At 44.7% G+C, this 25,372-nt stretch carries 22 protein-coding genes and 2 tRNA genes; 12 read left to right on the forward strand and 12 right to left on the reverse strand.

Annotation, left to right across the window (positions count from 1 at the left end; translation table 11 throughout):
- Nucleotides 1-53: 53 nt before the first annotated feature.
- Entirely contained in the window at nt 54-512 is a 459-nt protein-coding gene (locus LGT40_RS08655) for a YybH family protein (protein ID WP_226072705.1), read from the reverse strand.
- A 2-nt stretch (nt 513-514) separates the two neighbouring features.
- Nucleotides 515-1,054 (reverse strand): MarR family winged helix-turn-helix transcriptional regulator, encoded by a 540-nt coding sequence (locus LGT40_RS08660; protein ID WP_226072707.1) that lies wholly within the window; start codon nt 1,052-1,054, stop codon nt 515-517.
- A 214-nt stretch (nt 1,055-1,268) separates the two neighbouring features.
- Between LGT40_RS08660 and LGT40_RS08665 the strand changes: the two genes are divergently transcribed.
- The 3 genes from LGT40_RS08665 to LGT40_RS08675 are packed head-to-tail and all read left to right on the forward strand — an operon-like array spanning nt 1,269 to nt 5,601.
- Entirely contained in the window at nt 1,269-3,113 is a 1,845-nt protein-coding gene (locus tag LGT40_RS08665; protein WP_226072715.1) for a sensor domain-containing diguanylate cyclase, read from the forward strand.
- A 32-nt stretch (nt 3,114-3,145) separates the two neighbouring features.
- Nucleotides 3,146-4,561 carry a YcjX family GTP-binding protein gene (locus tag LGT40_RS08670; RefSeq protein WP_226072717.1) on the forward strand — a complete coding sequence of 472 codons (1,416 nt, stop codon included), beginning with the start codon at nt 3,146-3,148 and terminating at the stop codon, nt 4,559-4,561.
- Nucleotides 4,561-5,601, forward strand: a complete 1,041-nt coding sequence (locus tag LGT40_RS08675; protein WP_226072719.1) for a TIGR01620 family protein — start codon at nt 4,561-4,563, stop codon at nt 5,599-5,601. Before LGT40_RS08670 ends, LGT40_RS08675 begins: the two co-directional genes overlap by 1 nt.
- Nucleotides 5,602-5,614: 13 nt before the next feature.
- On the opposite strand, the gene LGT40_RS08680 is transcribed toward LGT40_RS08675, so the two are convergent.
- On the reverse strand, nt 5,615-8,362 hold the full coding sequence (locus tag LGT40_RS08680; protein ID WP_226343191.1) for a sensor domain-containing diguanylate cyclase: 2,748 nt from the start codon (nt 8,360-8,362) through the stop codon (nt 5,615-5,617).
- 285 nt (nt 8,363-8,647) lie between these two features.
- Between LGT40_RS08680 and LGT40_RS08685 the strand changes: the two genes are divergently transcribed.
- The 4 genes from LGT40_RS08685 (at nt 8,648) to LGT40_RS08700 (ending at nt 11,476) form a co-directional block, all read left to right on the forward strand.
- On the forward strand, nt 8,648-9,025 hold the full coding sequence (locus LGT40_RS08685) for a DUF6627 family protein (RefSeq protein ID WP_226072723.1): 378 nt from the start codon (nt 8,648-8,650) through the stop codon (nt 9,023-9,025).
- Nucleotides 9,026-9,035: 10 nt separating this feature from the next.
- Nucleotides 9,036-10,034, forward strand: coding sequence for a PA2778 family cysteine peptidase (locus LGT40_RS08690; protein ID WP_226072725.1), 999 nt, complete (start codon nt 9,036-9,038; stop codon nt 10,032-10,034).
- A gap of 180 nt (nt 10,035-10,214) precedes the next feature.
- The gene (locus LGT40_RS08695; RefSeq protein ID WP_226072727.1) at nt 10,215-10,655 is read left to right on the forward strand and encodes a BLUF domain-containing protein; all 441 of its coding nucleotides are present in this window, start codon (nt 10,215-10,217) and stop codon (nt 10,653-10,655) included.
- Between the two features lie 50 nt (nt 10,656-10,705).
- Nucleotides 10,706-11,476, forward strand: coding sequence for an EAL domain-containing protein (locus LGT40_RS08700; protein WP_226072729.1), 771 nt, complete (start codon nt 10,706-10,708; stop codon nt 11,474-11,476).
- 54 nt (nt 11,477-11,530) lie between these two features.
- Here LGT40_RS08700 and azu read toward each other — a convergent pair whose 3' ends face one another.
- The 9 genes from azu to LGT40_RS08745 all read right to left on the reverse strand — a co-directional run bounded on the left by azu (nt 11,531) and on the right by LGT40_RS08745 (nt 17,511).
- Nucleotides 11,531-11,980 carry an azurin gene (azu, locus tag LGT40_RS08705; RefSeq protein WP_226072731.1) on the reverse strand — a complete coding sequence of 150 codons (450 nt, stop codon included), beginning with the start codon at nt 11,978-11,980 and terminating at the stop codon, nt 11,531-11,533.
- Between the two features lie 276 nt (nt 11,981-12,256).
- Nucleotides 12,257-13,249: an aq_1923 C-terminal domain gene (locus LGT40_RS08710; protein ID WP_226072733.1), complete on the reverse strand. Its 993-nt coding sequence runs from the start codon at nt 13,247-13,249 to the stop codon at nt 12,257-12,259.
- Between the two features lie 318 nt (nt 13,250-13,567).
- The gene (gene pqqA, locus LGT40_RS08715; protein WP_084003089.1) at nt 13,568-13,639 is read right to left on the reverse strand and encodes a pyrroloquinoline quinone precursor peptide PqqA; all 72 of its coding nucleotides are present in this window, start codon (nt 13,637-13,639) and stop codon (nt 13,568-13,570) included.
- Between the two features lie 117 nt (nt 13,640-13,756).
- Nucleotides 13,757-14,383, reverse strand: coding sequence for a hypothetical protein (locus LGT40_RS08720; protein WP_226072735.1), 627 nt, complete (start codon nt 14,381-14,383; stop codon nt 13,757-13,759).
- Nucleotides 14,384-14,572: 189 nt separating this feature from the next.
- Nucleotides 14,573-14,646, reverse strand: a tRNA-Cys gene (locus tag LGT40_RS08725).
- 81 nt (nt 14,647-14,727) lie between these two features.
- A tRNA-Gly gene (locus LGT40_RS08730) sits at nt 14,728-14,802 on the reverse strand.
- A 38-nt stretch (nt 14,803-14,840) separates the two neighbouring features.
- Nucleotides 14,841-15,398 carry a CDP-diacylglycerol--glycerol-3-phosphate 3-phosphatidyltransferase gene (pgsA, locus tag LGT40_RS08735; RefSeq protein WP_226072737.1) on the reverse strand — a complete coding sequence of 186 codons (558 nt, stop codon included), beginning with the start codon at nt 15,396-15,398 and terminating at the stop codon, nt 14,841-14,843.
- Nucleotides 15,399-15,450: 52 nt separating this feature from the next.
- Nucleotides 15,451-17,292 carry an excinuclease ABC subunit UvrC gene (uvrC, locus tag LGT40_RS08740; RefSeq protein WP_226072739.1) on the reverse strand — a complete coding sequence of 614 codons (1,842 nt, stop codon included), beginning with the start codon at nt 17,290-17,292 and terminating at the stop codon, nt 15,451-15,453.
- A gap of 12 nt (nt 17,293-17,304) precedes the next feature.
- Complete coding sequence (locus LGT40_RS08745) at nt 17,305-17,511, reverse strand: hypothetical protein (protein WP_226072741.1); 207 nt, start codon at nt 17,509-17,511, stop codon at nt 17,305-17,307.
- A 156-nt stretch (nt 17,512-17,667) separates the two neighbouring features.
- Between LGT40_RS08745 and mfd the strand changes: the two genes are divergently transcribed.
- The 5 genes from mfd to LGT40_RS08770 all read left to right on the forward strand — a co-directional run bounded on the left by mfd (nt 17,668) and on the right by LGT40_RS08770 (nt 25,371).
- Entirely contained in the window at nt 17,668-21,126 is a 3,459-nt protein-coding gene (gene mfd, locus LGT40_RS08750; protein WP_226072743.1) for a transcription-repair coupling factor, read from the forward strand.
- Nucleotides 21,126-21,896: a methyltransferase domain-containing protein gene (locus LGT40_RS08755; RefSeq protein ID WP_226072745.1), complete on the forward strand. Its 771-nt coding sequence runs from the start codon at nt 21,126-21,128 to the stop codon at nt 21,894-21,896. The genes mfd and LGT40_RS08755 overlap by 1 nt, the downstream gene beginning before the upstream one ends.
- 86 nt (nt 21,897-21,982) lie before the next feature.
- A complete protein-coding gene (locus LGT40_RS08760) occupies nt 21,983-22,852 on the forward strand; it encodes an ATP-dependent zinc protease family protein (protein ID WP_226072747.1) in 870 nt (289 codons plus the stop codon).
- A 9-nt stretch (nt 22,853-22,861) separates the two neighbouring features.
- Nucleotides 22,862-24,373 carry an inactive transglutaminase family protein gene (locus tag LGT40_RS08765; RefSeq protein ID WP_226072756.1) on the forward strand — a complete coding sequence of 504 codons (1,512 nt, stop codon included), beginning with the start codon at nt 22,862-22,864 and terminating at the stop codon, nt 24,371-24,373.
- Nucleotides 24,370-25,371 (forward strand): alpha-L-glutamate ligase-like protein, encoded by a 1,002-nt coding sequence (locus LGT40_RS08770; RefSeq protein WP_226072764.1) that lies wholly within the window; start codon nt 24,370-24,372, stop codon nt 25,369-25,371. Before LGT40_RS08765 ends, LGT40_RS08770 begins: the two co-directional genes overlap by 4 nt.
- The last annotated feature ends 1 nt before the right edge of the window (nt 25,372 follow it).

Consider the following 25,372-nt stretch of genomic DNA (forward strand, 5'->3'; position numbering starts at 1 on the left):
AAAAAAAAGCCGGTCATATGACCGGCTCTTAAATCTGAAAAAAGACTGTTAAATTACTGTGCCATGTTCCAGATGTGAGAAACAACTTCCCACTCGCCCTGCTCATTCTGTTGCAGAACCGTCATCAGAACACCCTTAAAGCTCATGGTTTCACCATTCTCACCCTCGACATCAGCAGACCAGTTAGCCAATTGGCTTACTTGACCGGCCGAAGAATAAGTAGCGATAGTCTCAATTTGATGGTTGTACAAACCATTTTCAAAGAAGCCATTAAACAAATCTGAAATTTCCTGCTGGCCATTTAACACATTGCCATCACCAGCAGATAAAGTCGCCTGAGCGGCATACAGGTCAACCAGGGCATCCAGATTTTTTTCATTAAAAGCAGCATTCCACTGTTCATTTGCAGCATTCACTACTTCTTGAGCATCATAATCGGCAGCAGGCTGATTGCATGCACTGATTGCCAATACGACGAGACCTAATGGTAAAAAACGTTTTAATACTTTCATTATTAACTCCTGGGTTGATTTTGCATTTCGACAGTTTGATTTTCAAAAACATGCCGCTGTTGATAAATTCGTTGCAGTAATGACATCAAATTCATGGTTTCCGATTCATTTAATGACTGCATAAGTTGATTGACGCGTTGGTAGTAGCCTGGCATAACGTCATCCAGTTTTGCCTGGCCCTGTTTCGTCAAACGGATCTCAATTTGACGTCGATCCTGTTTAGCATGGATACGACTGATTAACTTGTCACGTAATAAACCATCTAACAAGCCAGTCATGGTGGCACGTGATACCCCCGCTTTTTCAGCTAATGCAGAAGGTGTTGAGCTCAGATTATCTTCACGCATGAGCAGCAACAAAACCCACCAGCGCCCTTGCAACAAATCATATTCCGCCAAATAGCCATTTAAAGCATTTGAAAGATCGGTACCCACGCGTAATAAATTTAAAAATGTCATGACATTTTTAACATCCGTCTGCGGATAACGATCTGCAAACTTTTGCATGACCTCTGCGTTAGGAATATCTTTGACCTGTAACATAGCAGCCAGCTTATAGTTAGCCACCTAACTATGTCAAATCTAATTATTATCGTCGTTTATTTAAAAATGCTATATTTGAAGCAGAATTTAATAGTCCTGTTTATAGGATCAGACATTTGTTTTATATGCATTGCTAACCCGCCATGTTATTCCAACCAACTGGCGAAAATGGTTTCCGTTCCCATACTTCCATAGTGATGATTCGGTGATTACTGTGGTAGATAAGCGATCCTTTCTTAAATTACCCTGTCCCAATGGCTGCAAATTATGGCTGTATACATTATTACTGATCAGCTTGCCGCTATTAGTTATTTACAATAATTATCAGCATCAGTTATCAGCATATTCATCCCAGGTTAATGAACAAATCGCTCAACGTACCAAGTTGCTCAGCTTGATGCAGGCGCAGCTGGTTGAATCCAAACTAGAGGCCATAGATCAAACACTGAAACTGATCAGCTCGCATCCAAATTTTATTCAAGACCCTGATCCACACAATTACCTTTTGGCTCAATATTCTCGTAATAACTCTGAAATGCAGGCTTTGCTACATATTGATGCAACCGGTTTATTACGTTTTCCCAAACATCAAAATGCACAGCTTAATCTAGCCGAGCGTGATTATTTTAAAGTACATCAGTCCACTAAAACGGATGCTGTCTTTACCTCTAAGCCCATGTTGCCGGGTGACGGACATTCCAAGCCCGTCATGGTCATTAGTCGAGGGCTTTATGATGCCAATAACATCTTTCAGGGTGTTATTGCTGCGGTAATTGATATCGAAACGTTTTCTTTGGCTTTGAGTGGTATCAGTGTGAATGCCCAACTGTTTTCATCCATTGTGCATGAAGAAGGTGAAATCATCTTTAAAGTGCCATTTAGGAATTATCAGGCTGGACAAACGCTCGATTATGTGAAAAATCGCACTGAAACAAACAAGTTGCCTTTAACCGGCGAAGGGATTTATCAGCATAGAACGGGGGATTATCAGTTTGCCTATCAAACACTGCCAAAATGGCGATTACATGTGTTTGTTGGTGAGCATCGCTCCGTGGTAGATAAATTAATTTCCAATCATAAATTTTCACATCTACGTAATAGCTGTCTGACAGCACTCTCTATCGTTATACTCATTCTGACCACAGCCTGGTTAATCAGACGTCGTCTGGAAATCAATGAGCAACTTTTGGAGAGCAAGGCCGCCTTGCAGCAAAGCTATCAGCGCAATCAGGCCATCATAAAAGCTATCCCTGATCTGTTATTTACCATTGATAAAAGTGGCAAAATCGTTGACTTTGAACAAGGTGATGGTGTCCCGTTATTAATGCCGGAAGAAAATTTTATCAATAAACATATCAGCCAGACGTTGCCCGACTTTTTGGCTCAACGAACCTTGCTGGCATTACAAAAAACCCTGCAGCTTGGTGAAAATGATTATTACGAATATGAATTGAAGCTGTCGGGTAAGCAACATTTCTTCATGGCTCGTACTTCTCCTATTAACGAAGATAGAATGCTGGTTGTGGTGATTGATATTACCGAACGTAAAAAATCTGAAAACGCTCTGCAGTGGCAGGCAACGCATGACAGCCTGACCAAGTTACCAAACCGGGTGTTGTTTTATGACCGCCTATATCAGTCCGTCGTCGAATCTGCCCGATATAAGCAACCATTCTGTCTGTTGTATATCGACCTCAATGACTTTAAAAAAGTCAACGATACCCATGGCCATCTCAATGGTGATATGTTGCTGACACTCGTGGCTCAGCGTATTCGGGAAAGCATCCGCGAATCCGATACGGCTGCCAGACTGGCTGGTGATGAGTTTGCTATCTTGATTAATCACAGCGATCTTGAAGAAGCCCGGCAAGTCACTGAAAAACTGCGTCAACAGTTATCCATGACATATGAACTGAATGATGGCCTGATGTTAAAAATCACTGCCAGTATTGGCATTGCCTGTTATCCACAAGATGGAAAAAATGCTGATGAACTGATTTTGCATGCTGATAATCATATGTATGAAGAAAAGCGTTCAGCCTCATCCTCCATGTCTTAATCCAGACAGACTATAAGAGCTAAGGTAAGCTGATGGCTATGAATTCAAAGATTGAACAACTCGGGCTTCGGCTCAATAAAACACTGGACGGCATTGATCAGCAGGCCAGTAAATGGGTCTCTCGTAGCCTTGATAAATACTTAAGCATCGGGATTACAGGATTTAGCGGAAGCGGAAAGTCGACATTTATTACCAGTCTGATTCATCAACTCAAATATTCAAATCATGCACATTTAGGTGGCTTTTTGCCTGCCAGGGATGAACGTTTGCTCGGGGTGGAATTACAGGCTTTGGATGATCTGCCTTTGTTTGATTATCAGGAGGGCATTCAGGCTCTGGCAAGCGATCCACCACGCTGGCCAGCTTCAACTACCCAGATCAGCGGTTGCCGTCTGATTATCGAATACAAGAAAAAAACGATGTTGCCAACCTTTACTGGCGAAACACGACGCTTCACATTGGAGCTACGTGATTATCCCGGTGAATGGCTGCTGGATATCGCCATGCTGCAGCAGGATTATGCTCAATGGAGTATGGACACCGCCGCATTATGTTCCAAAGGTATCCGACATCAACTGGCTAAAGATCTTCTGGCAGAACTCAATTCACTGGACCCATTAGCCAAATTTGATGAACAACGTATCGATGCTGTATTTGTTCGTTATCGCAACTTTCTGGTGACCTGCAAAACTGATGGCCTGACCTATATTCAACCAGGTCGTGTGTTATTACCGGATAAAACCGATTTTCCAGTGTTTATCCCCCTATTCAACCTGCACAGTTATTCAGAACAGCAGTTACATAAAGCCGCTGAGGATTCTTTATACAAGGTCATGCAACAACGTTATAAAAGTTATCTTAAAGAGTTTGTGCAACCGTTTTATAAGACCTTTTTCCGCGGTATTGACCGACAGGTGGTGTTAATCGATGTTCTAAAAGCACTCAGCGGTGGTAAAGAAAAGTTTGATGATATGGTCATTGCATTCAGCCGCATCATTGATTGCTACCGCGTTGGCAATAATGCTTTTTTAAACCGGTTATTCAGTCCACAAGTTGAAAAAATTCTGTTTCTGGCTTCCAAGCCTGATCGCATACTGATGAATCAGCATGAAGCACTGCGCCGTTTATGTGACGAAATCATCAGCCATATTTGTCCTCAATCGGTCAGAAACCGTATTGAAATAGAAACCGAAATTGCTGCTGCCGTTCGCAGCACCCATGATCATAGCGATCATCTGACCGCCCGATTATTAGATGGTAAATACGGTGAGCTTCGTCATCCGGCTATTCCGGATCAGTTGCCGGATAGCACACAGTGGCAGCAATTATCACAATGGAACCCACCTGTACTGCAGGCGCCCATCAACCCTGATCTGTTAATAGGCGGTCGTCTGGCACATATTCGTATGGATAAAGTGTTGCGCGATCTGATTGGAGATAAATTTTAATGGCTTCCACAGACGATTTCTTTAAACCGAAACCAGAACAAGAAACACAATCATCAACTCATCCACCCGAAACCTTTTTCAAGGTCATCGCTGAAAGTCGGGAAGCAGAACTTCCTGATTCCGTTGAAACCGATCCTTTGGCAGAAGAGTTTGATGAAGGTTTGTTCATACCGCCACGACCCAATCGAGGATTAAAGTGGTTAATCGCCACCCTGTTTGTAGTATTACTGAGCATGCTGGTCTGGGATATAGCCGATTTCACACAAATGTTATGGCAACAAAGTCGTGCCCTCGGTATTGCTTTTAGTGCCTTTACCGTATTTTTAGCCGGTTTGGTCCTGCAGCAGTTGTGGGTATTCCGCCGTAACCAAAAGCTGTTGAAACAAGCTGATTTGATTCGTGAAGAAGCTGCTCGTTTGGTTCACGAGCAGCATATTGGTCATGCCAAAAAATGGTTGCACTCCTTACAGACGTTTTATCACGATCAGCCACAAGCGGATTTGTTAACTCCAGTTATTCAGAGACTGCCCGATTATTTAAATGATGGCGAAGTGGTCAGCCGGATCAGTGAGGATTTTTACAAGCAACTCGACAAACAAGCCATCAGAGTCATTGAACGCACCAGCATCAGCAGCGCGGCAATGATAGCCGTCAGTCAGTTGGCCGTCGTGGACTCGTTGCTGGTGGTTTGGAAGACATTAAAGATGATCAACCAAATCAATATGATTTACGGTGTCAGGTTAAATCGATTATCACAATGGCGCCTGAATTTACGAGTGGCCAAAATTGCATTGGGAAGTTATGCCAGTCAGGCTGGCATCAGCTTCTTTTCAGAGCAGGTCGGTATTGGTCTGGGCGGCAAAGTGTTAGGCAGTGTGGCACAAGGCTTTGGTGTCGGTTTATATCAATCCCGCATCGGCATCAGTGCCATGCAGCAAATTCGCCCTGTCGCTTTTAACAGCGATGAAAAACCTAAACTGAATATGTTTGCCAACCTGTTACGTCGTAATTTAACAAAGCTGACCACAGATAATGAGTAAGTTTAAATCGACATTATGAGAAGTTTGATTCTGCATTCAGATGATTGGATCCAAACACGTGTACCCCGTTACGTCCGGCAGACTTCACTTCGTATAATGCTAAATCGGCCTTTTTCGTCAGTTCGGCTACCGTTTCCGTTTCGATGTCTCCATTGAATATGGCCACGCCGATGCTCAAGGTGATACGGAAATTATGAGTATGAATATGTAAGGGTTGAGAGACCGTTTCCAAAATATGTTCGGCGACACCTTTAGCATCACCGGGCTTTTTGACTTCCGTCAGCAAAATCACAAACTCATCGCCCCCCACACGGCTTAAGGTATCCGTTTGACGAAGACATTGTGCCATTCTGTCGGCCACCGACTTGAGGATCTCATCCCCAACATCATGTCCATGGGTATCATTTATTTGTTTGAAATGATCGACATCCACAAACATCAAGGCAATCGGATAGCCTACTCGCTTGGCATGTGCCAGGGTATGACCAATTCGTTCATCAAACAAACGACGGTTTGGTAGGCCGGTTAAGGTATCGTGATAGGCCATTTGGCGAATACGATCCGATTCAGATTTACGTGCAGTGACATCTTCAATTTGTGAAATGAAATGAATCACTTCGCCTCGCTCATTACGTACCACCGAGACACTCAGCAACACAAATATTACATCGCCGGTTTTATGGAAATAACGTTTTTCCATTTGATAATGTTCGAGATCACCGTTCAATAACTTGCGGAGATAGTCCAGATCCAGATCCAGATCATCCGGGTGAGTTACATCGACAAAGGTTTTGTCTAACAACTCTTCCTCGCTGTATCCCAACATGCGACAAAGCGCGCTATTAACCTCTAACCAACGGCCATCCAACCCCACAATGGCCATACCAATCGCAGCAGTATCAAATGCATTGCGGAAGCGTTCTTCACTTTGTTGTAATGCCAGCTCAGCTTGTTTACGCCATGAAATATCTATCTTGGTGCCAATCACCCGTAGCGCGTTATTCTGAGCATCACGCTCACCTACCGATGCACTGCCCAACATCCATTTCCAGCTGCCATCCTTGCTGAGAATACGATGTTCGTTGCGATATTCCGGTTTTTCTCCACTTAACATCTGATTGATATCTGCGGTAACGCGTTCGATATCCTGTGGATGCACCAGTTTTAACCAATTCTCCATCTGGCCTTTAATTTCACCGGGTAAATACCCCAATATCAACAGCAGTTTATCCGAAAGAACCACGACATTATTCGTCACATCCCAATCCCAGACGCCGGCACCACTGCCTTCAAGAGCATGTTTCCAGCGCTGCTCGGTTTCCAGAATGGTTTTTTGATGCTGCCAGTCTTCCGTAATGTCGTAACTGACCCCCACCAACGAGAGGATCTGACCCGCCTCATTAAAATAGAGTTCAGCCGAGGTATGTAGCATTTTGATTTCTGAGCCATGATAAATTCTGAACCGAATTTCAATGGCTTTATGTTGTTGCATGGCTTGTTCAACAGCAACTCGAAAGGCTAACAAGTCAGCTTCATGAATTAACTTTTCAAATTCGGAATACTCCAGTCGCTCAGTTCCGGGCTTCACACCAAATACCATACTGGCCATGCTGTCGAGCATAATAATATTGGTTTCAATATCCCATTCCCAAATCGCTATTTCAGCCGCTTCTGTTGCAAGTGCCAATCGCCGGGCATTTTGCCGGTATGATTTGGTCATTTGAGAAGCAATACGAATGGCATTGGCCCGACTTTTTGCGATTGCCGCTATCACCAAAGCAAATAATAACGAGATAACCGTTCCGATCAGCCAGGTAAATAAAGGGTTATTACGTGACATGTTGTTAACAAACTGTTTATCTGGCTGCCCTACAAAGGACCAGGTTCGTCCCCCGACTTCATAGCTTTTTTGTAGACTGAAAGAGACATCGGAGGCCTCTCCCGTTTGCGTGAATAGCAAACTCTCTGACTTGTCCGCGTTATCGTCATAGATATCCAGCAATCCCACATTTTTATGGATCGCTAGAACATCCTTTAGTACATCATCAAGACGAAACACCGCATAAACCCAACCGGTATTAATCTTACGTTGTGAAATCGCCAGCTCTGTTTCGCTGGGATCAATTAACACAGGCAAATACATCACCATACCATTGATGCTGTCTGTTGAACCGTCCTGTTTTAATAAAACCTTTTCAGTCAGGGTAGCCTGACCGGAGCTGACAGCTCGGTCCATGGCTTCTCGGCGGTTGGTATCGGAATACATATCAAACCCCAACGCCCGCATATTTTTCTCGGTTAGCGGTTCGATATAAAGGTTGGAAGAATAATATTTACGTTCACCTTCGGGGTGAACATCATAGGTCAATAATCCGGATTGTCTGACCGCATCTATGTGTGATTGTTTTTGTTCTGGAGTCAATGCAACAACATAGCCTAACCCCTGAATTCCGGGATAGTTTTCTTCAAGCCGCAGACTTTGATAAAAATTGGCGAAATCATTTCGTGACAGATCGGGCGCCACATAGAACAAACCCTGCGTCGCACGTAGCATTTCTTCATAAGCATTGATTTTGCCAATAACCGCATCAACCGTTTCGTTAAAGGCTAATGTATAGGCTGCTTCGAGGCGAACATGTTCCATCTCGGCAATTTTCCCGGCAATGAAAAATGTCACGATCAAACCAAACATAAACGCAAAAAATGATGTCACCAGCGTAAACGGTTTGAGTAATAAGCTCTGATTAGTACGAATAACCAACTCCACTATAAAGATAATAATTCCGTTAAATATCTAACCCACTCTGTAGATATAAATCGTGGGTATGCGCATAGACTATTGCAGAGTGTAACGGGTCAATTCTGCCATTAAGCAAGTGCGAAGCAAAACTATATTCGAATAAATAGCAAAATCTCAGCTACCTCATCACAATACAGGATTATTTGTCAGCAAAAAACGCTAAAGCTTTTATAGTGCTGATGCACATCTCATGGTAAGCTGAATTTGGTCACTTTTTGGCCTGCTAATAAACCAACGGAGGGATGTATGAAACAAAAAATCTTTGCCTGGATTGCTTTACTGGGCTTTTTTGGAAGTGTCACTTTACCGGTGCAAGCAGCTATGATTAGCACGCCGGATGTCATTCAATCACAACAATCTGACTATGATCGTGCGCAGTTATCTTCCATGTTAGATCGTGACGATGTTCAAGAAAAACTAGTTTCCATGGGAGTAGCCCCAGAACTGGTGCAAGAACGTATTAACAGCATGACCGATTTTGAAATTGCTCAATTAAATGAACAGATTAACGACATGCCTGCCGGTGGTATCTTAGGTGCCATTGTGCTGATTTTTGTTGTATTTGTGATTACTGATGCTATCGGTGCAACCGATATCTTTCCGTTTGTAAATCCGGTGAGATAATTTGGTCTTAATGATGCAAAAAACGCATGGTTCAATTCACACCCAGCTTCGGCTGGGTGTTTTGTTGCTGTTGACTGTCATACTCACTGCCTGCAGCCATACACCCCAAACCAACCTTATCAATCAACAAGCGTTTGAACCAAGACAGGCAGAAATTGAAGCAGTCCCCTTTTTCCCCCAAACCCAATATCAATGTGGTCCAGCGGCATTGGCGACTGTTATGCAATATCGGGGCATTGATATTCTGCCGGAGACCTTAACCGAGCAGGTTTATATTCCGGAGAAAAAAGGCAGCTTACAGATAGAAATGGTGGCCGCCACCCGTAAACAGGGTTTAATGCCTTATCCTTTAGCCCCGCAAATGGAAGATTTACTCACCGAAGTCGCCGCAGGTAATCCGGTATTAGTGATGCAAAATCTCGGCTATAACTGGAAACCTTTCTGGCATTATGCGGTAGTTATTGGTTTTGATATTGACTCACAGCAATTGATTCTTCGGTCTGGCGAAACCAAACGCTGGCAAACCACACTTAAAACATTTGAACGAACCTGGGCACGAACTGAACGCTGGGCACTGGTTATTGTAAAACCGGAAAACATCCCTCCAACAGCACAGTTGGCTACATGGTTACAAACCGCCTATGACGCTGAAAAAACAGGCAAACCCGCAACAGCGGAAAAAGCTTATCAAGCAGCGATGACACGGTGGCCAGATCAACAACAAGCAGGCATGGCCCTCGCCAATCTCTATTATCAACAAGCGCGGTTTGACGAAGCCGACAGCGTTTACGGCAAATTATCCGATCAATTTCCACAAAATGCTTCTCTCAGGAATAATCGTGCCTATACTCTCAAGGCGATGGGCTGTCATCAGACCGCATTAGCCTCAGCAGCATGTGCCACGCGACTGGCGCCTGATGATGCAAATATCCAGGCTACCTTCAAGGAAATGTTAGGATTGGAGCCACTTACCAAGAACAGTTGTCCGATTGTCCACTGTGCCGAATGAGTAAATAAGCATAGCAAGCTAACGAAATAAAACATTGAGTCAGGTTAAGCCGTTGGCAATTGCGGTGTATCGGAAGCGTATTTATTGTTGTCGCTACAAACTTCCTGACATACACTAAAGTGAAATCGCATCAGGTGTTTGGCAGACATCTGTTCGCCGTCATGATCAGGATGCCGACTTTTGAACAAACGCTTGTTGAGAATTCTATACACCAGCAAAACTTATAACCGGCTATCAAAGGCAGATTTAAGTAAATTGTTACAGCAGTGTCGTGATAACAACGACCACATCAATATCAAAGGCATCCTTTGTTATACAGGTCATGATTTCATTCAAGTCATTGAAGGACCAGAAGAAGCTACCATCAGGCTTTATCATAAAATCCTCAATGATGACCGGCATTACGACTGTAAATTGATAAATATTTCACTCAGCTCAAGTTATATTTTCAATAGTTGGTCTATGGGATATCTTGATATCAGCCATGGCGATATGCAGCTGCTCAGACAGGAATTACCCGAGAAATTATCTAATGATAATGCTGAGATATTTGCTTATCAGCTGAGAAATTATTTAAATACCACGCCCCAGCAAAACACCGCTGAAACGATTTTTATCTAATAGTCGTGCAATTCTTAAATACAAAACAATGCAAAGAGAAAAAGAAACAAATGACAAATGAAATGCCCGATTTCAAACCTTTAGGTTGTGATAAATGTTTACAAGGAGGTGGACTGGATTTTGGTTTCTCTATGGCTTTCCAGCCGATTGTCGATGTTGAACAAAAACAGATTTTTGGCTATGAAGCCCTGGTGAGAGGGATAAATAATGAGCCCGCTTACACCATTTTGGATCAATTAAACGACACCAACCGTTATTCTTTTGACCAGACTATTCGTGTCAAAGCAATCCAGATGGCAAAACAGCTGGATCTGCAAGGCATGCTGAGTATCAACTTCTTCCCCAACGCAGTATACCGTCCTGAGACCTGCATCCGAGCAACATTGGAAGCCGCTGCTATGATGGATTTTCCGACTCAAAATTTAATGTTTGAAGTCACCGAGGTGGAAAAAGTCAGCGACAATAATCACCTTAAAAGTATTTTTGATGAATACAAGCGACATAACTTCACCACTGCAATTGATGATTTCGGCTCTGGCTATGCCGGATTGAATTTACTTGCCGACTGGCAGCCCGATATTATTAAACTGGATATGGCACTCATTCGAAATATTAATACCGACAAGGTCAGACAAGCTATTGTCCGGTCCATCATCATGACCTGTAAGGATTTAAATATCAGGGTAATCGCTGAAGGTGTGGAAACCATCGAGGAATTTGAGTTTATTCGCGATCAAGGCGTCGGCTTATTTCAGGGCTACTATTTTGCCAAACCCGCTTTTGAAGCTCTACCGGTTGTAGACCCGGCACTTTACAGTTGAGAGAAATAAAAAATCCTCTCTCCAGATGTATTTGGAGAGAGGATTGATGTGTCATTATTTAATATTGAAACGACCGTTCATCATCCCGCTATGGCCGGGGAATGAACAAAAGAAGCTCAACTTCTGATCAGCAAGACCTTCCGTAGAAAACTCCACCTCGGTGGTCTCGCCACCGCCCACCACTTTGGTAGCGGCGATGATGCGATCATCACCATCAGGCAAATAATTGTTGTCCAAACCAGCCGCCGCACCCGCTTTAATTACAGCTTGCATATCATCGGTCTTGGTCAGTACCCAGTTATGTCCCATCACATCTCTGGCCATTGAACCGGTATGTTTCAGCGTAACTTTCACTGTTTCACAGCTGGCAGGGGCAGACATTTTCTTTTTGCTGAAACTCATTTGATCGGTGCCTTCAATTACTAAGTTACATTCATCAGCAAATGCTGAGAATGGAACCATCGCTAATACTGCAATACTTAATAGTAACCCTTGTATTTTCATGTTGTTCTCCTAAGACTGGCAACATTGCCATTTAATGTACCGATACAATTTCGCAACGATAATCGGTACAAACTCGCAAAACGTTCAGTACTATTTAACATTCAAATAATAACCGTTCTCAATTATAGTAAGGCCGTTTACAGCATGACAATAGCCCAAAACTCATTGAGGGTATGTTCCCGTAATACTGCGTGAAATACAGGTAAATGCAGCTGTGTTGTCGGAAACAATACACAGTTTACTAAGCGTTTCAGTCTTAATTTACCTTGCTACAAACTATTCAGCTTTAACCTGGATATTAAAGGTGTTTTCAAGAGCAAGTGGTGACATCAGCATCGACATAAATGTCAGCATCAAACCTGATCCCTGGGGATTTATTGAATCAACATCTACATTAAGTTGAGGTTGATCACTATCAATAAAATCCGTCGTTGCTTGGGTCAACTGCTGTTGCAGATTAGGTGAAAGTGCTTTTACCTCTGACAGTTGCTGCAGAATTTGTTGTTTGAATTGTGCTTTAAATTCTTCTTCTGAAACGCCGGCTTTCTTAGCGCCTTGTTCAATTAAAGGTTGCCAAGCGCCTTGATCAGCAAAATCTATGGACGCCTTAATCAACCCTGTTTGCATCCATTCCGCTGACAATGCAGACATCTCTTCATTATTTCTCAAACGTTGCATCTGACTCTCCAGATCGGGGATCTGACTAAAGTCGGTATGCAGGTTCATCGAAAATAACTGAGCAGCATCCTTGTTCTCTAATTCAGGGTTATAAAACTGATTCTGCAGGCTCAGACTTAGCTGACGCTCTAATGGTTTATAACGATAAGCCAAATGCTGATCATGACCGAGTTTATCTTTTGTAATGCCAAGCGTACGCAAGGTATCGACCAGCGACTTTTCCTGTTCAGCCGTGCCATCGCCACCGGTCACTGTAAATAACGCGTCGATAGTCGAAACATTCATGGCATAAATGAAATCCTGCTGCTCATTGAGCTCAATATCACTCAGCGTTAATAAACCAATTTGATGTGTACGACCTGAATCATCGGTCACCAGCACATCTTTCACCGTAATATTTTTGTTGTAGGGATTGGCAACCACCTCGCCAACTTCTACCTGTCCACCATTTTGATTGATTTTGCTGACCAGATCATCGACCAATTCCTGTGCCACCTGATTGGCCTGATTATTGGCAACAGCATGTGCTCCGCCCAGGGCAATCGCTAAAAGTACCAACGGGATATAGATGATTTTTTTAACTTTGAACACAGATGTCTCCAACCAGAATAAATTAAGAATATGAACTGCAGTATGCCTATATGACCAGCAACTCACCAGTAAGTTTGTATCACACTGGCTTACTCAATAATCGGATTTTTTTTGCGTTCAAAAAGGCGTGAATAATGTCATGTTCAGACGCTAAGACACAAAAAAGCCGGTCATCGACCGGCCCTTTTGTAAGTAAGATAAAGTGTGAAATCAGATAATAAATGACATTAAGCACAACAGATCGGACAAGTGCATTTCATTGGATGCCACAACCATCCCATTATTTCTGTATTGGCAACCTTAAGCTCAGTCATGATCTTAACGGTTACAGATATACATGGTGACTTCAAAGCCAAAACGCATATCGTTATATTCAGGTTTAGTCCACATAACAAACTCCTTATTGAGCTATTAAAATGAGGTCTTACGATTCAAATAGTACGCCCAACAAAATAGGCTCCATACAGCGTTTTACCTGAATACACTCAGCATATTCCTGATCAGTTATCATGTTTTAGTACAGATTTTTTCTACGCCATGTTTCCCATCATGCATACCACGATAGACCAAACGACAAACTTCATTATCCAGCTCAAGCTTAATGCTCTCCCCCACATTCAACCGTTTTGATTGATCATTAATGGTGAAGATAATGCTTCGACCCCCAGCATGATAGTCCCGAAGTGCCAACACACCGAGATCTGGGTAATAAATTGTCTGAAATTCAGGCAATGCAATGGTAGGAATTAAATCCCCACCCTTCTTGCTCAACAGTTCTTTTCTCAGCACTTCACGGTCATGCGAAACCGTTTCCAGTTTACTGGTTAACGTCTGATTGGCTTGCATTGCTTGATTGAGATTTTGACTAAGCTGGCTAATCACATTCTGAGCTTCAGCATTGCCCACAGTTAACGCCGACAACTCCTGAATCGAGTTTTCCAACTCCCCAAACTGTGTTTGCTGAATATCAATCACTTCCTGAACGCTCATATCGAACAAATCAGGAAACATCAACGCCATCCCCGACTCATAAGCATTTTCAGCTGGTACCGACACCATAAAGCCTATTCCAGCAGCGACTAAAGGCTTTTTGATGAAGTTTTTAACCGGCAAGCTAACGCGTGAAAAGTCCATGTTTTCACCACTCCTCAATCAACTTTTATGATGACGGATTTATAGCATAATTTATTACGCAGATTGCAGGGAAAGAAGTGATGATTCTTCAAATACACACGCGATTAAAAAGTTGGGTATGTTTCAAAAACAGCAGGCACAAAAAAAGCGCCGTAAGCGCTTAGATATTTTTTTATGATTTTCTGAAAATGGAGGCTGGGGTCGGAATCGAACCGGCGTTCACGGAGTTGCAGTCCGCTGCATAACCACTCTGCCACCCAGCCGGGGTATGTCTTTTTTTCTTTAAGGTCCAAGACTAAAAAGCCGCAGTAGTGACTTGGACTGACCGCGGCTTTTTTTATTCTTGGAGCGGGAAACGAGATTCGAACTCGCGACCCCAACCTTGGCAAGGTTGTGCTCTACCACTGAGCTATTCCCGCTTAGGAAGACGTGCATTATAGGCACTTAATATTTTATGTCAACCCTTATCTACCAACACTGGCAAGGCTGCTTTCAGGTAGCTGATCATTGAGGTCAATGTCAGTAAAGCAGCTACATATAACAAGCCCACACCAATTTCAAAAACAGGTAATCCAAACAGCGGTTTATAGAATATCAAGCAACCAATCGCGATCATTTGGAAGGTGGTTTTCCACTTGCCAACGGACGAAACCTGGACGACATGACGAGCACCAATTTCGGCCATCCATTCACGTAATGCGGAAATTGTTATTTCACGAAATACGATAATAATGACCGGGATCAGAATAAACCACACCGGTGATTTATAGAGAATCAGCAATAAGGCCACTACGACGATCAGTTTATCGGCAACCGGATCAATAAACGCACCAAATGGTGAGGTCAGATTCATCCGTCGGGCTAAATAGCCATCCAACCAATCTGTAATGCCTGCCAGCACAAATATGACGGTAGCCCAGATGGTCGCACTTGGATTTGGCATAAAATACAGTATGACCAAAACAGGTATCAGTAATACCCTGAGCAAACTGAGTAAATTAGGTAAATTCAGCATAATAATGTCGTTGTAAGCTACAGATTGCGTCTATGTTAGCACTATGAAGCGTTTAATTGTCTGGATGAAACAAGTCATAAATCTTCTGAGCCAGGGCGGCACTGATACCTTCCACTCTCTGGAGATCTTCTACCCCGGCACGTTTCACCTCTTGCAGGCCGCCAAATTGCTGCAATATTTTCTGCCGACGCTTTGGCCCCAGCCCCACAATATCTTCTAATGATGAGGTTTTTCGTGCTTTTGCACGACGTTGACGATGACCTGTGATGGCAAAGCGATGTGCCTCATCACGAACTTGTTGTAACAGGTGTAACGCCGGCGAATCGGCAGATAAGGTGACTTCCCCTGCCCGGCCAACCAAGAATAATGTTTCCTCGCCCGGTTTGCGTGCGGGACCTTTTGCGATACCGAGGATCGGTAAATCACTTAAATTCAATTCGGCTAATACTTCCTGTGCTTCTTTGATTTGGCCCTTACCCCCATCGATTAATAATAAGTCCGGACGTTTGCCTTCGCCATTATTCAAGCGGGTAAAACGGCGGCTCAGGGCTTGTCGCATTGCCGCATAATCATCGCCGCCGGTGATGCCTTCGATGTTGAATTTGCGGTAATCACTTTTAATCGCCCCTTCCAGACCGAATACCACACATGAAGCAACGGTTCGTTCGCCTCGGGTATGACTGATGTCAAAGCATTCAATGCGTTTTGGCAACTCGTCCAGCTCTAACGCTTCTTGTAACATTTCAAATCGCTGTAACAAGTTGGAACGACTGCTAATACGCTGTGTGAGACTGATTTCGGCATTGGTCATCGCCATCTGTAACCAACGAGTGGCATGGCCCCGCTGCGGCTTACGCAGGCTGACTTTATGTTTGGATTCTGTTTGCAATACATCCTGCAGCAGTTGGGCTTCTTCCACTTCGTGACTGACCAGAATTTCTGCCGGCACATCTTTACCCAGATAATACTGTGGAATAAATGCAGTTAATAATTCGGATTCAGTGAGATCGGCTGAGCCTTTAGGGAAATAGGATTTACTGCCTAAATTACGGCCGCCACGGACAAAGCTGACTTCCACCACCGCAATACCATCCCGCACGATGGCTGCCAGAACATCTGAGTCACCCTGCATTGAACTGACATATTGCCGTTCTTGTACCCGGCGTAAGCTAATGATCTTGTCACGAATAGATGCAGCCTGCTCGAACTGTAAATTCTGCGAAGCAACATCCATCTGATTACTCAGCTCATCCATCACCTGCTGGTTTTTGCCCTCAAGAAACATGATGGTGTGCTGCACATCTTTTTGATAATCACTTTCAGAAATCAACCCCACACAGGGCGCGGTGCAACGTTTGATTTGATACTGCAAACAAGGACGACTGCGGTTTTGATAATAACTGTCTTCACATTGACGTACCGGAAACAGTTTCTGCAAAAGATTCAGGCTTTCGCGAACCGCGCCGGCACTGGGATAAGGACCAAAATATTTGCCGACTTTACGCTTTGCTCCACGATGAACGCTCAATCGCGGAAATTTATCCCCAGAAATCAATAAGTAAGGATAACTTTTATCATCACGTAATAATACGTTGTAACGTGGCATCAGCTCTTTGATCAGGTTGTTTTCCAGAATCAGAGCTTCGTTTTCAGTATGAGTAACGGTAGTTTCAATCGCCACAATCTGGGCGACCATGACCTGTGTTTTATTGGTCAGTCCACTACTGCGGAAATAACTGCCAACACGTTTTTTAAGATTTTTGGCCTTACCGACATAGATCACGGTGCCTTCCGCATCAATCATGCGATAGACACCCGGCCGGCTGGTCAGCGATTTAACAAAACTAACCGGGTCGAACTTGGCTTCGATAGGGGGATTTTCAGCTTGACTCATTAAAACCGTAATTTATGGATTATCATCTTTACGCGGGGAATATTGACGTTGATAACACTTGTGCGCCTGATAAAAACTGTTCGCAGACAAGCCTAACAAAATTAATCCGCCAATAACCGCTGGGACAGCATCGTGATAAAGATAAAACATTACCAGGGCAGCGATAAGTTCAGCACTACCAATGACTTTCAATAACACGACGTTTTCAATCCGTTTCATGCCAGCTCGCTCCGCTTCGTTGCAAAATTTTGACTATAGCATTAACACCTATTATTAGTAAGGATATTATCCTATTACGAAATCCCGGGTGCTGTGGTCGGGTAATTGTGGGAAAATAATGCGCTTTCTCACTTAATATATATCAGGGTACCACTCTTGCCAGCCAACCTGCTCCAGCCTGTCCTACCTGCTTCAGCTAAAAATCAACTTCGTGCCGGACAATTATACGGCAGTGCACAAGGTTTGCTGTTAGCAAAAGCAGCTCAACAGCACGAAGGACCACTGCTGGTCGTCACCGACGATGTGGCCAGTGCGCATCGACTGGAATTGGAAATCCGCTTTTATCTTGGGCAAGCTGAACTGCCGATATTACATTTCCCGGATTGGGAAACCCTGCCCTACGACAGTTTTTCCCCGCATCAGGATATTGTTTCCGAGCGCTTGCAGACATTGCATCATCTACCCGGTTTTAAACGTGGCATTTTATTAGTTCCTATTGCCACATTGATGCAGCGTATCGCACCAAGGGCATTTCTGGATGGCAATCATCTTGAGCTGAAAATCGGCGATCAATTTGATATCGAACAATGGCGTCTGAAGCTGGAAAAATCCGGTTATCGCAATGTGGCTCAAGTGATTGAACATGGTGAGTTTGCCGTTCGTGGTGCCATCATTGATTTATTCCCGATGGGTAGCCGACAGCCTTATCGTATTGATTTATTTGATGACGAAATTGACACGTTGCGAACATTTGATCCGGAAACGCAGCGCTCCATCGACAACATCGATCAGATCCATCTCTTACCGGCACGCGAATTTCCGGTCAATGACGACAGTATTGCGCTGTTTCGCAAACAATTCAGACAATACTTCGATGGCGATCCGCAGCGCAGTCTGATTTATCGTGAAGTCAGTGCCGGGAATATGCCGGGTGGTATCGAGTTTTACCTGCCGTTGTTTTTTGAACAAACCGCCCGCCTGACCGATTACCTGCCGGACAACACACTGTTAGTTCAGCTCAATGATACGGTTCACGCCGCTGAGCAGTTCTGGCAGGAAATCCAGATCCGCTACCGCCAGCATAGTGTTGATCCGGAAAGACCCTTACTACCACCGGTCAATGTATTTGTTCCGGTAGACGAATTATTCGGCCAATTTAAACAATGGCAGAGGCTGCAGTGCCAGAACTTTGAATTGGATGACTCGGCAGGGAACAGCAATTACGCCACGGTGATGCCACCGTCATTACCGCTAAACTCCAAGCAGGATCGTCCGTGTGAAGCGTTACACCAATTTATTGATAAGTTTGCTGGCCGAATTCTGATTGCCGCCGAATCCGCAGGTCGTCGTGAAACCCTGTTGGATTTGCTGCGTAAAAATCAGTTGCAACCGAAAGTCGTCGACAATTGGGATGCATTTATAAAAGATAGCGCCCCGTTATGTATTACGGTGGCACCGCTTGAGCAAGGCTTGCTGCTGCAGATTGAAAATATTGCAGTGGTGGCTGAAACACAGCTATTTGGTCAGCAGGTTATGCAACGTCGTCGTCGCAGCCGTAAAAAGCGTGACTCTGATGCCATCATCCGTAACCTGGCTGAACTTACCGTTGGCGATGCCGTAGTCCACGAGGATCATGGGGTCGGTCGTTATCTGGGATTACAAACACTTGATGTCGGCGATGTCGCGACCGAATACGTCACACTGGAATATGCCAAAGGCGACAAGCTGTATGTGCCTGTCGCTTCACTCGACTTAATCAGTCGCTACTCGGGATCTGCTCCTGAACTGGCACCGTTACATCAACTGGGCACCACACAATGGGAAAAAGCACGGCGTCGTGCGGCCGAGAAAGTCCGTGATGTTGCTGCAGAATTACTCGACATTTATGCCAAACGTGCTGCCAATAAAAAACCGCCGATGCAGTCGCCTGATGAACAATATGAAGCTTTTTCGGCGGCATTCCCGTTTGAAACCACCCCCGACCAGCAGGATGCCATTGATGCGGTGATTGCGGATATGCAATCTGAAACGCCTATGGATCGGCTGGTGTGTGGCGACGTCGGCTTTGGTAAAACCGAAGTCGCGATGCGCGCCGCCTTCCTGGCTGTGCAATCAGGGAAACAAGTGTTGGTACTGGTGCCAACGACACTGCTTGCTCAACAGCATTATGAAAACTTTAAAGATCGTTTTGCCGATTGGCCAATCCGGGTTGAGGTATTGTCTCGCTTTCGAAGCAAGAAGCAGCTGGATGATGTGAAATCAGCGATCAGCGATGGCACTGCCGACATTGTTATCGGAACCCACAAATTATTACAGCAGGATATCGACCCCAAACGACTGGGCTTATTCATTCTCGACGAAGAACATCGTTTCGGTGTGACTCAAAAAGAACAATTGAAAAAATACCGAGCTCAGATCGATGTCCTCACACTGACCGCGACACCGATTCCACGTACTTTGAACATGTCGATTTCCGGTATTCGCGACTTATCGATTATTGCCACAGCACCCGCTCGCCGCCTGGCGATTAAAACCTTCGTATTGCAATGGAACGCTGACAAGATCCGTGAAGGCATGCTGCGTGAAATCAAGCGTGGCGGGCAGGTTTATTTTCTGCATAACAAAGTGGAAGACATTGATCGGGTAGCGCGTGAACTCGAAACCTTAATGCCGGAAGCACGCATTGCGGTGGCTCATGGGCAAATGCGTGAACGTGAGCTGGAACAGGTGATGCTCGATTTTTATCACCAGCGCTTTAATGTACTGGTCTGCACCACAATTATTGAAACCGGTATCGACGTGCCGTCCGCCAATACCATCTTTATCGATCGAGCCGATAAGTTAGGTTTGGCACAGCTCTATCAAATTCGGGGTCGTGTGGGCCGTTCGCATCACCGTGCTTATGCTTATCTTATTACCCCGCCACAACAAGCAATGACGGCAGATGCCATTAAGCGTCTGGAAGCCATTGAATCAATTGAAGATTTGGGGGCAGGCTTTACCCTTGCGACCCACGATATGGAAATTCGGGGTGCGGGTGAATTACTGGGTGACGAGCAAAGCGGCCAGATGCAGGAAATTGGCTTTACCTTATATAACGAACTGCTGGAACGCGCGGTCAATGCATTGAAATCCGGTAAAACCCCGGATCTGGATAATATGGCCCGCCACACGGTAGAAATCGATCTGCATGTACCCGCATTGATTCCATCCGACTATCTGCCCGATGTGCATACTCGACTGGTGTTATACAAACGCATTGCTGCCGCGGCAGATAAAGAAGCCTTACGCGAACTGCAAGTAGAAATGATTGATCGCTTTGGCCTGCTACCCGAACCGGTGCAGACGTTGTTTGCCGTGCATGAATTAAGGCTGAAGGCCAAGACCATCGGTATTCGAAAAATTGATGCTTATGATCAAGGTGGGCGCTTATTGTTTGATAAAGAGCCTCAGGTAGAGCCGATGACCATCATCCAGCTGATTCAAAAGCAACCATCCCGATTCAAACTGGACGGTCAGGATAAATTGCGCTTTACCGACAATATGCCCGACGCCGAAAGTCGCATTCTGGTCATTGATTCATTGTTGGATAATCTGCTCAAGCCGGCCGCCTGATGCAACAGGATCGTAATTTTGATGATTTAGCCGAGCGTTTTAATGCCCGTATTTATGACACGTTGAAAGGTCAATTGCGGCTGGATATTCTCAAACAGGATCTAGAGCAGTTTACCCGGACTCATTCTCTGAAGGTCTGGGATGCCGGTTGCGGTGCCGGACAAATCAGTTTGTGGTTAGCGGGCTTTGGTCATCAAATGACCTTATGTGATATCTCTGCAAAACTGCTGAACCAGGCACAACAGGATTTTGCTGAGGCCAAGCTGCAAGCCGATTTTCATCACACTTCCATCCAACAGTTCCCCCCGCAGTTAACCCAGTTTGATTTGGTGATTTGCCATGCCGTAGTGGAATGGCTGGCAACCCCTTTAGAGACCCTGAAACAAGTATTGGATCGCGTTAAAACACGTGGTTATCTATCGCTGATGTTTTATAACCGCAATGCCATGGTCTATAAAAATGTCATTCGCGGCGGCTGGAGACTGGAACCAATTCTCAATGATCGCTATATTGGTGTCGGTAATAAACTTAGTCCGCCTTTTCCACAATATCCAAATGAAATAATTCAGTTTTTACAAAATAATGATTTTGAAATTATTCAGCACAGTGGAATTCGTGTGTTTAGTGACTATTTGAACTCCGAGAGCCGAAATCAGACAAATGAACAGGAATTACTTGCGTTAGAGCACCAGTATTGTCGTCAGCCCACCTATCGTGACATGGGACGTTACGTGCATTTGCTTGCTGAGAAAAAATCTCCGAATGGATAGGGATTACGTCATAATATGCAGTTCTATCCATTTTGTCTGATAAGTGCGTTTTGACTTTATAATCCGTTTTAAGTTTTAGGAAAAACATGCTCAACAATAAACTACCACTCATCATCTTATTATCAAGCCTGTTAACCACCGCTTGCGTTCAAAATCAAACACGCCCGACCGTTTCGAATGAACAGTTAAAATCTGCCCTTAGCGACAGTGAATCCAGGATTGAAACCCAACTGCGCCAGCAATGCCAGAAAGTGATTGATAATCAAAACAAGCATCAAGCCGGTCTGCAATCCTTTTCCAAAGAGCAGCAAGTCACTCGTAAACAACTCGACGCATTAAATGATCAAGTCGCAGAGCTAAGCGAAAAACTTGACCAACGCGCCGTAGCACAAGCCACACAAACGGTTCAGCCTATTGATACCAACAGCTGCCCTCCTCCTGCCCCGATGACCTTGAACGATAAGTTGGTACTGGGTCAGACAGAATGGTTATGGATTGAAGCTGTTAACCGGGTTTTCCCGGCACGTGTCGATACGGGTGCCACCACATCGTCGTTAACAGCTCAGGATATTGTGACGCTGGAACGTGATGGGCAAAAATGGGCGCGTTTTACCATTGTTCCAGAAGAAGGCAGTGATAACAGTTACGAAGTTGAAGCCCCTATCGCCCGGATTGCCAATATTCGTCAGTCATCCACCAATGAAATTGATAAGCGTCCTGTAGTCAGATTGACGATTCGTATTGGCAACATGACGGATACCGCAGAATTTACGCTGACAGATCGTTCACATATGACCTATCCCATTTTGTTGGGACGTGAGTTTTTGAAAGATATCGCAGTCGTTGATGTGGCCCAGAAAAATATTCAGCCCAAACCCGAGTTATTGAAAGATCGTGCATCGGCCATTCCGAAAAAAGCAGCACAAGCTAACCCTAAAGCATCAGACGAAGAGTAAGGATTTCTAATGGCTTCACGTACGCCCTTTTATATTCTGGTAAGTCTGCTGTTTCTAGCGGGTACCGCCTTAACATTACATCGCCATATTGCGTTTGATATTCCCTGGTTTCCGGGCGAACAGCGTCAAACGTGGTCCATTGAAGCGAAAATTGACTTTGAGGCCAGCGGCGATCCCGTGACGGCTCGTTTAGCCATTCCAAGTACACAGCCGGGTTATACCCAACTGAATCAACAAACTGCCAGCCCGGGTTATGGTCTTTCATTCCTCGAACGTGAGACCGGAACCTATGCAGAGTGGTCCAAACGGGAAGCAAATGGTAATCAGTCGTTATATTACAAAGTCGATATGCTGGTCGATCCTTTTGCCATCCCCGATGAACAAAACATGGTTCAAAATGTAAAACCCAATGTTGAAAAAGAACCTTACGCTACCGCGGCCAAGATGATCTTGGAGCGGGCAACAGAACGGTCCTCATCTAATTACACTCTGGCACGAGAACTGATCCACGAGTTTAATAATCAGGAACAAACGGCTGAGCTGCTTGCTCAAGTCAAACCCAAAACCGTGTGGATCGCCCAATTATTGCAGGAAGCAGGTGTGCCAGCCAGACGTATTCATGCGCTGGAGCTGGAAGATGGCCGACGCCGTCAGTCCTTGATTGAATACATTCAGGTTTTTGATGGCGAAGAGTTTGATGTGTTTAATCCGGAGACCGGAGATCAAGGTCAGGCCGATAATCTGTTGCTGTGGCAATATCATTCCGGCCCGGTTCTGGAAGTTATCGGTGCTACTAACGCCCAAGTTTCCTTCTCAATGATTTCGCAGGAGCAACCATTCAATATCGCATTGAATCAAAAGTTCGCCGATAACGAGTGGCTTAATTTCTCACTTTATACCCTGCCGCTCGAAGAACAGGCCATTTTTAAAGGTATTTTATTGATTCCTGTCGGCGTATTAATCGTTGTACTGATGCGTATTCTGGTCGGGATTAAAACATCCGGTACCTTTATGCCGGTATTGATTGCGATGGCCTTTATACAAACCAGCCTGATGACAGGTCTGATTGGCTTTTTATTGATTGTCGGCGTGGGGCTGATGATTCGCTCCTATTTGTCCTATCTCAATTTACTGCTGGTCGCCCGAATATCCGCGGTCATCATTATGGTTATCGGGATGATTGCCATCTTCTCTATCATGGCCTATAAGTTTGGCCTGACTGAAGGGATGAAGATCACTTTCTTCCCGATGATCATTCTGGCCTGGACTATCGAACGTATGTCGATCTTGTGGGAAGAAGAAGGCGCCAAAGAAGTCATGATTCAAGGCGGCGGTTCGTTGCTGGTCGCCATTTTGGCCTATCTGGCCATGAATCTGGACTGGGTACGTCACCTGACCTTTAACTTTATGGGTATTCAGCTGATTTTGATGGCAATCACGCTGGTTGCCGGAAGCTATACAGGCTATCGTCTGCTGGAATTAAAACGCTTTAAGCCTTTGACCAAGCTGGATAAGTCATGAGTGAAGCCGCTGTCAAAATGAATTGGTTTCAAACCCTGCGTGAACGCTATGCCCACCCCAGTGCTCTGAGCAAAATCGGGGTACTGGGCATGAATCGTCGTAACGTGTCCTATATCAGTCGCTACAATCCGCGTCATTTGTTTCCATTGGTCGATGACAAGTTACAAACCAAAGAACTGGCATTGGAAGCGGGTGTCAAAGTGCCCGATCTAATTGGTGTGATCAGCGAGCAACATGCGGTTAAAGATTTAAGCTATATATTGCAGCGTTGCAGCAGTGGTTTTTGCATCAAGCCAGCCCACGGCTCGGGTGGTAAAGGCATTATGGTCATCACTCGGCAGAGTGAAGAAGGTTATCGTAAGTCCAATGGCCAATTTGCCAATATTGGTGATTTGGAACGCCATGTCAGTAATATTCTGGCGGGTTTGTTTTCACTGGGCGGACGAGCCGATGTCGCCATCATCGAAGATTTGATTCATTTTGATGATTGTTTTAGTGGGTTTAGTTATGAAGGTGTGCCGGATACGCGGGTTATTGTGTTTCGAGGTTTTCCGGTCATGGCAATGATGCGATTATCAACCGCAGCCTCCAATGGCAAAGCCAATCTGCATCAAGGTGCTGTCGGTGTCGGTCTGGATATTGGTGATGGTCATGCTTTAAGAGCGGTTCAATTCGACAAACCGATTTTGCTGCATCCGGACACCGGATTGAATATGATGACGTTGAATGTGCCGCATTGGGAGGAAGTCCTGACGCTGGCCGTATCCTGCTACGAAATGTCAGGGTTGGGCTACTTGGGGACAGATATTGTTCTGGATAGATTCAAGGGCCCGATGTTATTGGAATTAAATGCCAGACCGGGATTGACCATCCAGATTGCGAACGGCAAAGGCCTGCTGCCAAGACTGCGTCAAATTGAAAAACTGAGTCATAAAAAGAGGATGAGCGTCGCCGATCGCGTCGCCTACGCAAGAGAACACTTTACCGATCATCAATGAT

Source organism: Methylophaga pinxianii, from assembly GCF_020447225.1.
In the GTDB taxonomy this organism is placed as follows: Bacteria; Pseudomonadota; Gammaproteobacteria; order Nitrosococcales; family Methylophagaceae; genus Methylophaga; species Methylophaga pinxianii.